Raw genomic sequence first — 14079 nt, 5'->3', positions numbered from 1 at the left:
CGGGCGAGGGAAACGCTTGGGGGAGGAAGTGAGCGGAGGTGCGAGCGGTCAGGAGTGGCGGAGGTGCCGGGTGGCCCCGACCCGGCGTTCGGGGCCGGTGAGCTCGACCCCGGCGCTCAGCCGGATGTCGCCGCTGGAGGAGCCGAGCATGAAGGTGAGGGCGCCCGGGTCGACCACGCGCTGTCCGTCGCCGGAGGCGTCCTTGGTGTACGAGGTCTGATCGGCGTGCACACGGAAGGCCACGCGGGCGGCCTCGCCGGGCTCCAGTTCGACGGAACCGAAGGCGACGAGCTGCTGGGTGGGGCGTGCGACCTGCGCCACCGGATCGTCGTAGTACAGCTGGACGGTCTCGCGCCCCGGCCGGTCCCCGGTGTTGCGCACGAGGCAGGACACATCGACGAAGCCGTCGGTGGGGACGCGCCCGGCGTCGGCGACGCGCAGGTCCTCGTAGCCGAACGTGGTGTAGGAGATGCCGTGTCCGAAGGGGTACAGCGGAGTGTTGTCGAGGACGCTGATGCCCTGGCTGTGGCGGCCGAGCGGCGGGTTGAGGTAGGTCCCCGGGCCGGCTCCGGGCGCGGCCGGGATCTGTACGGGCAGCTTGCCGCTCGGGTTGGTCCTGCCGGACAGGATCCCCGCGAGCGCCGGACCACCCTCCTCCCCGGGCATGAACGACTGGACGACCGCGGCGCAGCGGTCGGCGAACGCACCGAGGGCGTAGGGGCGGCCGGAGACGACGAGCAGGACGACCGGGACACCCGTGGCGAGCACCTCCTCGACGAGCCGCTCCTGCACACCGGGAAGCGCGAGGTCGGGTGCGTCGCAGCCCTCACCCGAGGTGCCGTTGCCGAACATCCCGGAGCGGTCGCCGACCACCACCAGGGCGAGGTCCGCGCCGCGGGCGGCCCGCACCGCGGCCGGCAGGCCGGACGCGTCCTCCCCGCTGACGGCGCAGCCCTGCTCATAGGTGAAGGTGACGTCCGGCAGTTCGGCGGTCAGGGCCTCACGGAGGCTGGGCAGGGCGAGTCCGGCGGGGTGGCCGGGGTGCTTCGGCAGGACGTGGTTGGGGAAGGAGTAGCAGCCCAGGAAGGTGCCGGAATCGTCGGCGCCGGGGCCGATCAGGGCGATCTCCGGTGTCCGGGCGGGGTCGAAGGGCAGCGCGCCGCCCTCGTTGGCCAGCAGGACGACGGAGCGCTCGGCGACGGTCCTGGCGAGTGCGCGGTTGTACGGGGAGTCGAGGTCGACGGGTGTGCCCGTGCCCGCGTCATCCTCCGGGCTGTATCCGGCGTCGAGCAGGCCGAGGGCGAGCTTCTGGCGCAGCACCCTCTCGACGGCGCGGTCCACCAGTTCGGGAGGGACCCGGCCGGCGCCGATCTCCTGGGCGATGGGGGCGCCGTAGCAACGGGTGTTGGGCAGTTCGACGTCCATGCCCGCGCGCAGTGCCACCCGGGCGGCGTCCCCCTCACCGGCGGCGACCCGGTGCATGGTGTGGAGGAAGGCGATCGAGCCGTAGTCGGAGACCACCGTCCCTTCGAAGCCCCACTGCTCGCGCAGCACCGTCGTCAGGAGGTGTTCGTCGGCGCATGCGGGAACACCGTCCTGGTCGGTGTAGGTGTTCATCACCGAGCCGACGGCCCCTTCCCGTACGGCCATCTCGAAGGGCGGCAGGATCACGTCGGCCATCTCACGGGGGCCGATGGAGACGGGTGCGTGGTTCCGAGCGCCGCGCGAAGCGGCGTGTCCCGCGAAGTGCTTCAGGGTCGCGACGACGCCTTCGGACTGGATGCCGCGCACATAGGCGGTGCCGATGAGGCCGGTCAGGTACGGGTCCTCCCCCAGGGTTTCCTCGACACGGCCCCAGCGGTAGTCGCGTACGACGTCGAGGACCGGGGCGAGTCCCTGGTGGACGCCGACGGAGGCCATGTCGCGGCCGATGGCCGCGCCCATCCGCTCGACCAGGGCGGTGTCGAAGGTCGCCGCCCAGGCGAGTGGCGTCGGGTAGACGGTGGCACCGAAGGCGGCGAACCCGGTGAGGCACTCGTCGTGCGCGATGGCGGGGATGCCCAGTCGGGTCCGCTCGGTCAGCAGCCTCTGTACGCGGACGAGTTCGGCCCTGCCCTCGTCGGGGGTGAGCGGCCGGGTGCCGTAGGGGCGCGTGAGGTGGCCGATGCCGTGGGCGAGCGCCTCGGACTCACCCGACCGGGCTGCGAGCGCCTCCTCGATGGGCGCGACCCTGGCGTCACCACTGCCCACGTTGGACTTGGACCAGTAGCTGCCGAGTTGGGCGAGCTTCTCGGCCGGGGTCATCTCGGCCATGAGGGCCGCTACGCGTGCGTCGGCTCCGAGTGAGGGGTCGTTCCAGTGCTTCATGGATCTCCTGCTCCCGGGGGGCGCGGCTGAGTCCCGCGAGAGGAATCAGGGGCGGCCCGACGGATAAGTTCACACCATTGACAAAAAGGCGTGAGCAGCATGCACGGCAGAAAAGATCCAGGTCAAGGGGTTGTGAGTGGAGATCTCAATCAATCGGAATCAATGATTCCGGGCATGCCGGTGAGCGGCTGCGGTGTCTGCTCGGGGCAGACCGCAGCCGCTCATGGGCGGGCCCGGCAGCGGTACGGCAGCCCGCGCCGCAGGTGTCGGAGGCGGTCCCGCGCACGCCGGGCGCCGTCCGGCGTGCGTGACTCCTGGGACGGCCCGACGACGCCCTCGGGGCGTCGGGGTGGGACGCGGCGGCGCGGGTGTCAGTGACCGAACGCCCGGTGCGCCACTCCTTCGAGGTGTGCGCGCATCGCGGCTTCGCAGCCTTCCGCGTCCTCCGCCTCGAACGCCCGGAGAACGGCGGCGTGTTCGGCGAGCGCCTCCTCCGTGTCGCTGACGCGGCCGCCGGTGAAACGACGGAAGCGCTGGATGTGCGCGCCGAGCGGGTCGATCGCCGCACTGAGGAAGCGGTTGCCCGCGGCCCGCGCGATCGTGGCGTGGAAGGCCGAGTCTGCCTGGAGGTAGGCGCGGAAGTCGTCCGCCACCTGCTGCACCGCCGCCGACTCCATGAGCCGGTGGCTCTCGGCGAGCTCACGAGCCGTGCCGACGGCGTCCCGCTCACAGGCCTGCCGGGCGCTGTACGGCTCGATGAGCAGCCTGGCTCCCATGAGTTCGCGGAAACCGCCGTCGTCGAGGAGCGGAGCGACCGTGTAGCCGCGGTGCGGGACCCTGACGACCAGACCGGTGTTCTCCAGTTTGGCGAGGGCCTCGCGCAGCGGCGTCGGCGAGACGCCCCAGTCCTTCGCGATGGTGTCGATGCGCAGGGGCGTCCCCGGCTCGAGTCCCTCGTCCAGGATCAGGGCGAGCAGCGCGTCGTACGCCTCGTCCATGAGGACGGTCCGGCCGAGCCCCGCAGGGCGTACCTGGTTGCCGGCTGGTCCCATCGTTCGACTCTCCCTGTGACACGCCGGACGCTACCGGCTGACCTGCTTCAGCCTAGTCGGAACGGCTCTCCCGCTCCGGACGGGGCCCTTCAGCGTGGCGACAGCAGGGTGACCAGCGCCGAGTCGTCCTCGGCGGCCAGGCCCTGGCTGACGGCGAGCTGGTAGAGCTGATCGGCGGCCGCGGCCACGGAGGTGGCGACCCCCGCCTTCTTGGCCAGCGACACCACGATGTTCATGTCCTTGCGGATGATGTCCAGCCGGGATCGCAGCTCCGGGCCCCCGGTGCCGTCTTCCTGCACCTCGTACTGCTGGGCCATCCGCGGACCTCGGTCGGCCAGCATGAACGAGGCGGCGGCGCCCTGCCCCAGGACGTCCACGGCCCGGTCCAGGTCGATACCGAGGGCGCGCGCAAGAGCGAGGGACTCGGCGGCGGCCGCGGTGTGGATGCCGCAGAGGAGCTGGTTGACGGTCTTCATGATCTGGCCGTCCCCGATGCGCGGTCCCACCACGTGCAGGGTTGAGCCGAGCCGTTCCAGGACCGGACGGGCGGCCTCCATGGCCGCGTCCTCCGCACCGACCATGATCAGCAGCTCCCCGGTGCCGGCCCGCACCGCTCCCCCGCTGACGGGGGCGTCGACCAGACGCACGCCCTGCTCGGCGAGGCGTGCGGCGACGGCCTGGACCGCGTCGACGCCCACGGTCGAGGTCACGACCACCACGGCACCCTCACGCAGCGACCGCGCCGCTCCGGCCTCGACGACGCCACCGCCGAACAGGCACGACTCCAGCTGCTCCTGGTCCCGTACGGCGATGACCACGACGTCGGCGCCCTGCGCGGCGTCGGCCGGTGTGGCCGCGGGGGCGGCACCGGCCCGAGCGGCCAGGTCCCTGCGCTCGCCGAAGACGTCGAAGGCCTGGACAGGGAAGGCGCCGGCGAGACGGGCCGCCATGGGCAGGCCCATGGCGCCGAGGCCGAGGACGGCGGTGGTGGGGGCGGAGGTCTGTGCGGACATCAGGTGCTTCTTCCGTGCGGGTCACGGCCCCGAGGGGGCCGCGTGCGGATCACGGCCCGCCAGGGCCGTAGGGACAAGGTTCTCCTACCGGGCCGGGGACGGCCCGGCGTCAGACGAGGACGGCGTACATGAGGAGGGACATGGCCAGGCCCATCACGGCGACGATCGTCGACAGGGCGGACCAGGTCTTGATGTTCTGGGAGACGCTCATCCCGAAGTACTCCTTCGCCAGCCAGAATCCGGCGTCGTTGACATGGGAGAAGAAGAGCGATCCCGCCCCCACCGCGAGGGCGATCAGGGAGGCCTCGACCGGCGGGGTGCCCGCCACCATCGGTGCCATGATGCCCGCTGCCGCGGTCGTGGCGACGGTGGCCGAGCCGGTGGCCAGCCGGATGAGGACGGCGAGCAGCCAGCCGAGGACGAGCAGCGGCATGTTCGCCTGGGCGGCGAACTTGCCGATGGCGTCGGCCACTCCGGTGTCCACGATGATCTGCTTGAAGCCTCCGCCCGCGCCGACGATGAGGAGGATGCCGGCGACCGCGGGGAGGCCCGCCGTCACCACCGAGCGGACCTCGGCGCGGGTGCGGCCGAGCCGGTAGCCGAAGACCGTCATCGCGAAGAGCACCGCGACGAACATCGCGATCAGCGGGGTGCCGAGGAAGTCCAGGAGGTGGTTCCACCAGGCGTCGCCGGGGAACGCGATGTCGGCGACCGACTTGGCGAGCATCAGCACGACCGGAAGAGCGACCGCCCCGACGGACGTGGCGAAGCCGGGGACGCGGCGTACCGGGCCGGTGTCCCGCGCCCGGTCGGCCTCCTCGACGAGGGAGGCGACGAGCTCGGCGGGTGCCTCGCTGCGTACGTGGCGCGCGATGAACCTGCCGTAGAGCGGACCGGCGATGATCACGGTGGGTATCGCCGCGAGCAGCCCCAGGCCGAGGGTGGTGCCGACGTCGGCGCTGAGCGCGCTGACGGCGACCAGCGGGCCGGGGTGGGGCGGGACGAAGGCGTGCATGGTGCCCAGACCCGCGAGCGCGGGCACCGCGAGGAGGACCAGCGGGGTACTGGTGCGCTTCGCCATCACGACGATGATGGGGACGAGCAGGACGAGCCCCACCTCGAAGAACATCGGCAGGCCGATGACCGCCGCGATCAGCGCCATCGACCAGGGGAGCAGCCGGGGCCCCGAACGCGAACCGATGGTGTCGACGATGCTGTCGACGCCTCCTGAATCGGCCAGCAGTTTCCCGAGGATCGCCCCGAGGGCGATGAGGCCGCCGGTGGACCCCAGGGTCGAGCCCATTCCGGCGCCGAACGATTCGACGACCGCGGCCAGTTCCGTCCCGGTGCCCGTACCGAGGACGAGGGAGCCCGCTATGAGGGCGATGAACGGGTGGAAGTCGAACATCGCGATCAGCGAGATGATCACGGCGATGGCGACGGCGACCATGACGATGAGCCGGGTGTCGTGCCCGGTCCAGGACGAGGTGGCGGCGGCCAGGGCACTTGTCCCTGGCAGGACGGATGGAGACATGCGGGGGCGCGTCCTTACGTCGTTGTAAGTGGTGGCAGGGGTGCCGACGCCACGGGCGTGCGGGTGCCGGGTGGGGCCTCAGCAGCCGGTGGCGGAATCGTCGGCCGGTGCCTCGGCACTGTCGTAGGCGTCGAGGACCGCGACCTTGGCGTGTGACGGGGAGGCGGGGTCGAACCGGTAGCCGAGCCACTCCCGGACGAGCCTGCGGGCGAGCTCCAGACCGATGACACGCTGGCCCATGGTCAGGACCTGCGCGTCGTTGCTCAGCACCGCGCGTTCGACGGAGAAGCTGTCGTGGGCCGTGACGGCCCGGATCCCACGGACCTTGTTGGCGCTGATGGCGACGCCGAGTCCGGTGCCGCACAGCAGAAGGGCACGGTCGGCCTCGTCGTCCGCGACCGCACGCGCGGCGGCCACACCGATGTGGGGGTAGGCGGTGTGCTCGTCCGCGGAGACCCCGATGTCGGTGACCGACGCGACCCGGGGGTCGGCCTCGAGGTCGGCCTTGAGCGCCTCCTTGTACGCGTATCCGGCGTCGTCGCAACCGATGACGATGCGGAGCGGGGCGGGCTGCTGGGGGTGTGTCATGTCGTCTGTCCTGACAGTGGGATGGAACGGGCCGTGGTCAGCTGTCGGCGCCCAGTACGGTCGCGGCGGTACGGGCGCACAGGGCGAGGGAGAGCGCTCCGGCGTCCGGGGTGCCGACACTCCGCTCGGCGAGCGGACGGGCGCGCCCCAGACGGGGCGTGAGCCGGGCGGTGTCCTCGGCCGCCTGGGTGGCGGCGGCCGCGGCGTCGGCGAAGGCGCTCCGGGGGTCGGTCCCGCGTGCGACACCCTTGGTGAAGACGTCGACCAGGGGCGCGAGGGCGTCGACGAGCGTCTTGTCCCCGGGCTTCGCGCCGCCCAGCGAGGTCACCGCGTCGAGGGCGGCCCGTGCCCCCTCCGCGGCGCGCACGCCGTCGGCGCGCCCCTCGTCGCCGAGCTTCTCGGCAAGGGCGCGCAGCGCCACGCCCCACAGGACGCCTGAGGTGCCGCCGGCCTCGTCGGCCCAGGCGTCGGCAGCGGCGCTGAGCAGCGAACGGGCGCCCGCCTGCCGCGACGCGGCGGCCTCCGCCGCCCGCACGGCCGCGTCGATGCCCTTGGTCATGCCACGCCCGTGGTCGCCGTCGCCGGCCACCGCGTCGACGCGGCCGAGTTCGGTGGCGGCGGAGTGGAGCGCCGTGCGGAGCGCGCGCAGGACCTTCAGCGTCTCCTCCGCCGCCTCACGCGACTCCGGGTCCCCCTCGGTGACCGGCCTCTCGGAGGGCACGGCGGTCGGTGCGGCATCTCGCTCCGAGGGAGCGGGGAGTGGCAGCCTGCTGAAGCCAGGGGCATCCGCGTCGGCACACCACCAGCGCTCCAGGTCCTCGTCGAGCCACATCAGGGTGAGGGAACAGGCGGCCATGTCCAGGCTGGTGACGAGTTCGCCGACCTCGGGCCGCACCACGGTGAGCCCGGCCTCGCCGAGCCCGTCGGCGACGTGCCCCCACAGGAGGAACAGTTCCTCGTACTTGGTGGCGCCCAGGCCGTTGAGGACGGCTGCCACCCGTGGCCCCGTCCCCTCCGGGCGTTCGGCGAGCAGCCGGTCCACCAGGGTGCGGGCCATGTCGGCGGCACCGGCCATGTCGGCGTCGCGTACGCCTGGTTCGCCATGGATACCGAGGCCGACGGCCATCTGGCCTTCGGGAACGGTGAAGAGGGGAGCCTCGGCTCCGGGCATGGTGCAGCCGTCGAAGGCGATGCCGAACGAGTACGTACGGTCGTTGGCGTGCCGGGCCGCCGCCTCCACGCCGTCCAGGTCGAGGCCCTCCTCGGCTGCGGCTCCGGCGACCTTGAACACGGTGAAGTCCCCTGCGATGCCGCGCCGTTCGTCTCGCCGGTCGGCAGGGGCGCTGGCCACGTCGTCGGTGACCCTGACCGTGCGGGTGTCGATGCCGGCGTCCCTCAGACGGGCCTGGGCCATACCGAAGTTCATGCGGTCGCCGGCGTAGTTGCCGAACGTGAGGAGGACACCGGCGCCCGTGTCCGCCGCCCGCGCGACGGACTCGGCCTGCCGCGCCGAGGGCGAGGTGAATATGTTGCCGACCACCGCGCCGGCCGCCAGCCCTTCGCCCACCAGCCCGCTGAACGCCGGGTAGTGCCCGGAGCCGCCCCCGACGACGACCGCGACCCTGCCCGCCTCCGGGCGCCGGGCGCGGACGACACCCCCGGGCACCACCGCGACATGGCGCGGGTAGGCCGCGGCGAAGCCCCGCAACTGGTCCTCACTGAAGCGTTCTGGGTCGTCGAAAAGCCGGGTCATGGCGGAGGGCTCCTTGCCGGAGTGGTTCGGGCGGTGTGCGGGGGCGCGGGGTTCCGCCGGGGCACGCCGCGAAGGGACGGCCCCGGCTCACGGCGCAGGGCGGCGCCGTGCCGGGTGTCAGGCTGCCGCGCGGCGGGGCAGGATGCGCCTGAGGTAGTCCCGGTTCGAGGCGGCCACACTGAGACCGTCGCCGCCGTAGTGCTCGACGCAGAACGCGCCGGTGTAGCCGTGCGCGAGGGCGATACGGATGGCCTGGCGGTAGCTGACGAACCCGGATTCCATGGGTGCCGGTGAGGTCAGGACCGTCCCCGTGGCGGGGTCCTCGACGCGGTAGTAGCTCTTCACGTGCCAGTAGTTGGCGTGCGGAAGCGTCTTGGTGACCATCGACTCCCATGCCTCGATCGGCCGCTGCATCCGGATGAGGTTGCCGAGGTCTGGGTTGAGACCGACGTTGTCACGGCCGATGTCGGTGAGCAGGGCGACGGCCGAGTCCGCGGTGCCGAGGTAGGTGTCCTCGTACATCTCGAGGGAGAGCTCGACGCCCACCGACGCGGCGTGGTCGGCGAGTTCGCGGAGCCGGCCGGCCGCCTTGTCCCACGTCTCACGGTCGCCGACCGGGTCCTGGGGGCCCGGCACCGTCCAGAACCAGAGCACCGCCTGCTGCTCGGGCGTGAGCGGCCGGTGCAGGCCCACCGAGACGAGGGGGACACCGAGGGCGGCGGCCGCGTCGATCGTGCGGTGCGAGTAGGCGAGATTGGCGTCGCCGTCCACCGGATCGATGACACTGCGGCGGATGGCGGAGATGGCCGGGGCCGTCAGGCCGAGCTCGACCAGCGTCCTGCGCAGTTCCTCGAGGCGTGCGGGTGCGAGATCCCCGGGCCGCAGCCAGCCGTCGGTGAGGTCCACCTCGGTGAACCCGGCGTCCACGACTTCCTGCAGGGTCTGAGCCCACTGGCGGGCGGTCTGCTCCTGGATGGAGACCCCGTCGGCCCCCACGTTCGGGAACTGCAGGAGGGCTGCGGCGATCGGCCAGGTTGCTGCGGTGTGAGTCATCTCGGGGCTCCCTTTCTCTATTTCCTATAGGATCTAGAATCCTGGAGGCTGTCAATGTGACCCACACCACGTCCGCACCGGGCTTCCCGGTCGCTTCTCAGCCCCTTGGGCGGACTCGGTGACCTGCCCCTTCCGTGCCCGGATGCGCCGCCGCACGGCACGGGGGACGCTGGAGAGCGTGCAGGACCAAGCGGCCGCGTTCGCTGCCACAGGACCGGGTACGGAGCTGCTGGACAGCGCCGTGGCCCACGTCGTGCGTGAGACCGGGGCGTCGACGGCGATGCTCTACCTGAAGCCGAAGGACGAGGACGACGCGCTGCACCTGGCCGTACTCGCGGGCGTCCCGGGACAGCTGGCCGCCCCGTGGACACGGGTACCGCTCTCCGCCCCCATACCGGTGGCCGACGCGGTACGCCTGAAGTGCCTGATCTGGATGGGCAGCCAGGAGGAGCTGGCCCGCCGCTATCCCCGCCCGGCTCTCATCCTCCCGTACCAGTTCGCGCTGGCGGCCGCGCCCATCCGGGCCGGCGGCACCGACCTGGGCGGGCTGGTGCTGCTGTGGCCGGGCTCCCACTCCACCGAGCTGTCCCCCGGGGAGCGCGCCTCGATGGTGGGTGCGTGCCACGGCATCGGCATGCTCCTTCAGCAGGCCGAGAGCAGCGGCTACGGCGTCCGGCCGGGCCATCAGCCGCGGGTGCTGCTTCCTCCGGAGCCGCCCGGCCCCGATCCCGCCGAAGCCGCGGCGGCGGCGCGCTTCGTCCAGCGGCTGCCGGGCGGGAGCTGCTCACTCGCCCTGGACGGTTCCATCACCTACCTCAACACCACCGCCGCGGAGCTGCTGGGGACCACGGCCGAAGAGGTACTTGGCACCCTGCCCTGGGTGTCACTGCCCTGGCTGAACGACCCGGCCGTGGAGGACCACTACCGGGCGGCCGTCATCGGCCGCCAGCAGACCTCGTTCACCGTGGCGCGGCCTCCGGGCCGATGGCTGGCCTTCCATCTGTTCCCCGACTCCACCGGCATCAGCGTCCGCATCCTGCCGACCGAGCGTCCACCCTCCGAGGACACCCCACCACCCCGGCTGCTGCCGATCTCGGACGTGCCCAGCCGGACCACGGCGCTCTACCACCTGATGCACCTCGCGGCGACACTCACCGAGGCCGTCGGCATCCAGGACGTCGTCGGCATGGCCGCGGACCAGCTGATGCCGGCCTTCCGTATCCACACCCTGATCGTCATGATGTCGGTGGAGGGCCGCCTCAGGATCGACGGCCGCCGGGGCAGCCACCCGGCGCTCATGGACCGGTTCGACGGTGCGCCCCTGACGTCCGCCACACCCGCCGCGCACGTGCTCATGACGGGAGTGCCCGATTTCTATCCCACCTTCACCGACCTGGAACGCGACTATCCGTCGGTGGGCCTGCGCGAGGCCGTCTCAGCCTGCGCGTTCCTGCCCCTGATCGTCTCCGGGCACGCGGTCGGATCGCTGGTCCTCGCCTACGACAAACCGCACGACTTCGCGGCCGAGGAACGTGCCCTGCTCACCTCGATCGCCGGCCTCCTGGCCCAGGCCCTGGACCGCGCACGGCTGTACGACGCCAAGGACCGGCTGGCCCGCAGCCTGCAGGCCCACCTGCTGCCGCAGACCCTGCCCTCGATCGCCGGCCTGGACGTGGCGGCCCGATACCTCCCGTCGACACGCGGGATGGGCATCGGCGGTGACTTCTACGACCTGATCCGCATCGACGACAACACAGCGGTCGCGGCCATCGGCGACGTACAGGGACACAACGAGAACGCCGCGGCGCTCATGGGGCAGGTCCGCACCGCGGTGCACGCCTCCGCGGGCGCGCCTCCCGACGAGGTGCTGGCCCGCACGAACCGCCTGCTCACCGACCTCGATCCGGGACTGTTCACCAGCTGCCTCTACATCCACCTCGACCTCGCCAGGCATTCCGCGCTCATGGCCACCGCGGGCCATCCGCCACCTCTGCTGCGCCAGCCCGACGGGCAGACCGAGGTCGTGGATCTGCCCCCGGGCCTGCTGCTCGGCATCGACCCCGCGTCCCGCTATCCGACGAAGAGCGTCCCGCTGCCTCCCGGCTCGGCGCTCGCCCTGTTCACGGACGGCCTGGTCGAGGCGCCGGGGGTGGCCTTCGACGACGCGACCGCGGAGCTGGCCGCGCATTTCGCCCTCGCCCTGGAGCAGGACATGGAGTCGGTGGCCGACACCCTCGTGCGGTACGCGAAACAGGCCACCCCCGGCACCGACGACATCGCCCTGCTGCTCGTCAGCGCCCTGCTGACGGGCCGCTGACACCACGCCGTACGGGCGCGCGCGGGGAAGACGGCGCGCGCCCGTACGCGGGCGGGACGAGGAGCCCTGAGGTGCCGAGACGGTGGGGTTTCATCGGCACCCCAGGGCGGTCGCGGGGGCTACCGCCGGGCTCAGTTCCCGTAAAGATCGCCCAGGCTGATGCCGGTGGTGCCGGCGGCGCCTCCGAGCCTCACCTCGTGGTCGAGGCCGACGAACTTCCCGCCCGACTGCCAGAGCGCCGGCTTGAGCACCGCGTACTTCGCCTCGTCCCACGTCGCCCAGTCGTAGCCCAGCAGCCCGCCGGTGTCACCGGAGTTGGGGTTGAGGCACCAGAAGGTGTGGTGGATGCCGTTCTCCACCATCAGATCGCGCAGCGCCTTCATCCACTTCTCGTTCGGCCCCCCGTCCAGGTGACCTCCCCATTCACCGACGAACAGCGGGGCGGTGCCGTCCTTGTGGAGGTAGAGCCAGTTGGGGTCCCAGACGTCGCGTTCCAGCGTGGTGCGGTCCCACTGCCCCTCGAACCAGGGCTGCTGGTACACCAGCGGCCCGTAGTCGTGCGGGGAGTACACCAGTTGGTCCTGCTGGGCGCCGAGGTCGACCGGGTGGTCCTTCGCCCCCCGCAGGTTCCCGCCCCACCACATGCCGTGGTAGTCGGACGCGGAGGTGGAGGACCAGTTCGCGCCGTCCTTCGGATAGATCTCGATGCCCTCGCACATGACGAGGACGTCCGGGTTGATCGCGAGGATGCGCCTGCCGGCCGTCTGGCAGGTGTACTTGAAGTTGTCCTGGTCGGTGGTGCCGTCCCACTTGGCGCGGGGGCTGTCGGACTGCTTGCCGTGGGGCTCGTTCTTGACGTCCATCGCCACGAGGGTGTCGTTCGCCTTGTAGCGGGCGGTCACCCACTCCCAGGCGGAGTAGAACTGCTCGGTGGTGATCGCCCCCTTCCACCACACCGGGTACACATGGCCGGAGTTGTCGGCCTCCGCGCTGTGGACGTCGAGCATCACCTTGATGCCGTACTTCTCGGCCACTCCGAGGAAGGCGTCGAAGACCCCCAGTGTCGTCTTCCCCTGGAGCTCGGGGTTCGCCCAGGTGTTGACCGCGCTGGACGGGGCCGCCTGACCGTTCTTCCACTCCAGCAGGAGCTGGGTGGAGATCGGGACGCGGATGATGTTGATGCCGCGCTCCGCCATCTGCCGGGTGATCGTGTCCAGGTTGGCGGACCAGAGACCGTGGAAGACCCGCTCGGTCGCGTTGAAGCCGAACCAGTTGACACCGGTGAGCCAGACCCGGTTGCCCTGCTTGTCGACGATCCGGTTGCCCTCGGTGTGCAGCCAGTCCGTACCTGTACCGGCGGTAGCCGCCACGGACGTCGCACCCTGGTCCGTCGGCTGCGCGGAGACCGGTTCGGAGAGGGATGTCAGCAGGGCTGTCGCGATGGTGGCGGCCAGGAGCGGACCCAGCCACTTTCTCGTCGGTGACTTCATCCGTCGTCGCCCTTCACGGGGGTTGAGTGGACAGAGACGCTTGGGAGCGCTCCCATGCATTGCCCACATGAAGCCAGCACCACGGTCGGCATGTCAATGAACATGTCAAACTTCACTTCTTGAAGGCGCCACGGCCGACAGCCCCACTCATGACCGTGGAGGCGGGACAGCCCACCCGCCTCCACCCGCCCCCGGACGCCTCCCCCGCAGCACTCAGGGAAGCGCCTCGACCCGGGGAATGAGCGTGGAGAGCAACTCCTGGACGCGGACCCCCAGGTCCGCACGACCCCGCTGGATCCAGGAGATGTGCTGAGCACCGAAGAAAGCCGCCGCGAGCACCCGGCTGAGCACTTCGGGATTGGCTCCGGGGGCGAGAAGACCCGCGGCCCGCGCCCGGCGGAAGCTCACACACAGAGCTTCCGTGTACCCCGTGAACGGTGCGGGCAGGTCGGCGCCGATGAGCGCGTACTCGATCTGCAGCCGCGCCCCGGCCTGGACCACCACGTCCTCACGGAACGCCTGGGCGGTACGCGTGAGCAGCTCGGAGACCTCGTCCAGAGGCGAAAGCCCGTCCTGCCGCACCGATTCGACGACCGCGCCGAGCCTCTCGTAGAACCTTGCCGCCACCTCCTGCGCAAGCGCCTCCTTGTTGGCGAAGTGGAAGTAGACGGCGCCCTTCGTCATCCCGGCCAGTTCGGCGACGTCCATGATCGTCACACTCGGGTAGCCACGGGCGGCGAAGGCCTCCGCGGCAGCATCGAGCACCTGCAGGCGGGTGCGGACCGCGCGTTGCTGCTTGGGCCCTGACGCCTGCCCGGCCCGGTCACCCTCGCGCGCGGCAGGGGAAGACGCCGCGGTCTTCTTCTCGGTGGCCATCAGCGACCTTCCTGGTGGGTCGGGACCAGTTCGGAG

Annotated in this window: 10 protein-coding genes; 1 reads left to right on the top strand and 9 read right to left on the bottom strand. The window is 71.5% G+C overall.

Features of this window, described 5'->3' with window-relative positions; all coding sequences use genetic code 11:
- Window positions 1–48: 48 nt before the first annotated feature.
- The 7 genes from ACGFNN_RS17775 to ACGFNN_RS17745 form a co-directional block, all read right to left on the bottom strand.
- On the bottom strand, window positions 49–2367 hold the full coding sequence (locus tag ACGFNN_RS17775; RefSeq protein ID WP_393556837.1) for a glycoside hydrolase family 3 N-terminal domain-containing protein: 2319 nt from the start codon (window positions 2365–2367) through the stop codon (window positions 49–51).
- Between the two features lie 371 nt (window positions 2368–2738).
- Window positions 2739–3419 (bottom strand): GntR family transcriptional regulator, encoded by a 681-nt coding sequence (locus ACGFNN_RS17770; RefSeq protein WP_393556835.1) that lies wholly within the window; start codon window positions 3417–3419, stop codon window positions 2739–2741.
- Between the two features lie 89 nt (window positions 3420–3508).
- Window positions 3509–4432 (bottom strand): NAD(P)-dependent oxidoreductase, encoded by a 924-nt coding sequence (locus ACGFNN_RS17765; protein WP_393556833.1) that lies wholly within the window; start codon window positions 4430–4432, stop codon window positions 3509–3511.
- Window positions 4433–4541: 109 nt separating this feature from the next.
- Window positions 4542–5966: a gluconate:H+ symporter gene (locus ACGFNN_RS17760; RefSeq protein ID WP_393556831.1), complete on the bottom strand. Its 1425-nt coding sequence runs from the start codon at window positions 5964–5966 to the stop codon at window positions 4542–4544.
- A 78-nt stretch (window positions 5967–6044) separates the two neighbouring features.
- Window positions 6045–6554 (bottom strand): ribose-5-phosphate isomerase, encoded by a 510-nt coding sequence (locus ACGFNN_RS17755; protein WP_393556829.1) that lies wholly within the window; start codon window positions 6552–6554, stop codon window positions 6045–6047.
- 37 nt (window positions 6555–6591) lie between these two features.
- On the bottom strand, window positions 6592–8307 hold the full coding sequence (locus ACGFNN_RS17750) for a dihydroxyacetone kinase family protein (RefSeq protein WP_393556827.1): 1716 nt from the start codon (window positions 8305–8307) through the stop codon (window positions 6592–6594).
- 117 nt (window positions 8308–8424) lie between these two features.
- Window positions 8425–9360, bottom strand: a complete 936-nt coding sequence (locus ACGFNN_RS17745) for a sugar phosphate isomerase/epimerase family protein (RefSeq protein ID WP_393556825.1) — start codon at window positions 9358–9360, stop codon at window positions 8425–8427.
- Between the two features lie 178 nt (window positions 9361–9538).
- Here ACGFNN_RS17745 and ACGFNN_RS17740 point away from each other — a divergent pair, with 178 nt between their 5' ends.
- Window positions 9539–11677, top strand: coding sequence for a SpoIIE family protein phosphatase (locus ACGFNN_RS17740; RefSeq protein WP_393556823.1), 2139 nt, complete (start codon window positions 9539–9541; stop codon window positions 11675–11677).
- Window positions 11678–11808: 131 nt separating this feature from the next.
- Here the strand turns inward: ACGFNN_RS17740 and ACGFNN_RS17735 are convergent, their stop codons facing one another.
- Both ACGFNN_RS17735 and ACGFNN_RS17730 read right to left on the bottom strand, forming a co-directional pair.
- Window positions 11809–13167: a glycoside hydrolase family 5 protein gene (locus ACGFNN_RS17735; protein WP_393556821.1), complete on the bottom strand. Its 1359-nt coding sequence runs from the start codon at window positions 13165–13167 to the stop codon at window positions 11809–11811.
- A gap of 213 nt (window positions 13168–13380) precedes the next feature.
- The gene (locus ACGFNN_RS17730) at window positions 13381–14043 is read right to left on the bottom strand and encodes a ScbR family autoregulator-binding transcription factor (RefSeq protein WP_393556819.1); all 663 of its coding nucleotides are present in this window, start codon (window positions 14041–14043) and stop codon (window positions 13381–13383) included.
- Window positions 14044–14079 lie beyond the last annotated feature (36 nt).

It is taken from the genome of Streptomyces sp. NPDC048590, from assembly GCF_043199535.1.
Taxonomy (GTDB): Bacteria; Actinomycetota; Actinomycetes; order Streptomycetales; family Streptomycetaceae; genus Streptomyces.
Note: the sequence above shows the minus strand (reverse complement) of the source record. Positions and strands in the feature narration are given on the sequence as shown.

What these genes read in the sequence shown, in the direction of transcription:
- ACGFNN_RS17730 (WP_393556819.1), bottom strand. Translation starts at nt 14,043, where the DNA reads ATGGCCACCGAGAAGAAGACCGCGGCGTCTTCCCCTGCCGCGCGCGAG.
- ACGFNN_RS17735 (WP_393556821.1), bottom strand. Translation starts at nt 13,167, where the DNA reads ATGAAGTCACCGACGAGAAAGTGGCTGGGTCCGCTCCTGGCCGCCACC.
- ACGFNN_RS17765 (WP_393556833.1), bottom strand. Translation starts at nt 4,432, where the DNA reads ATGTCCGCACAGACCTCCGCCCCCACCACCGCCGTCCTCGGCCTCGGC.
- ACGFNN_RS17745 (WP_393556825.1), bottom strand. Translation starts at nt 9,360, where the DNA reads ATGACTCACACCGCAGCAACCTGGCCGATCGCCGCAGCCCTCCTGCAG.
- ACGFNN_RS17750 (WP_393556827.1), bottom strand. Translation starts at nt 8,307, where the DNA reads ATGACCCGGCTTTTCGACGACCCAGAACGCTTCAGTGAGGACCAGTTG.
- ACGFNN_RS17755 (WP_393556829.1), bottom strand. Translation starts at nt 6,554, where the DNA reads ATGACACACCCCCAGCAGCCCGCCCCGCTCCGCATCGTCATCGGTTGC.
- ACGFNN_RS17775 (WP_393556837.1), bottom strand. Translation starts at nt 2,367, where the DNA reads ATGAAGCACTGGAACGACCCCTCACTCGGAGCCGACGCACGCGTAGCG.
- ACGFNN_RS17760 (WP_393556831.1), bottom strand. Translation starts at nt 5,966, where the DNA reads ATGTCTCCATCCGTCCTGCCAGGGACAAGTGCCCTGGCCGCCGCCACC.
- ACGFNN_RS17770 (WP_393556835.1), bottom strand. Translation starts at nt 3,419, where the DNA reads ATGGGACCAGCCGGCAACCAGGTACGCCCTGCGGGGCTCGGCCGGACC.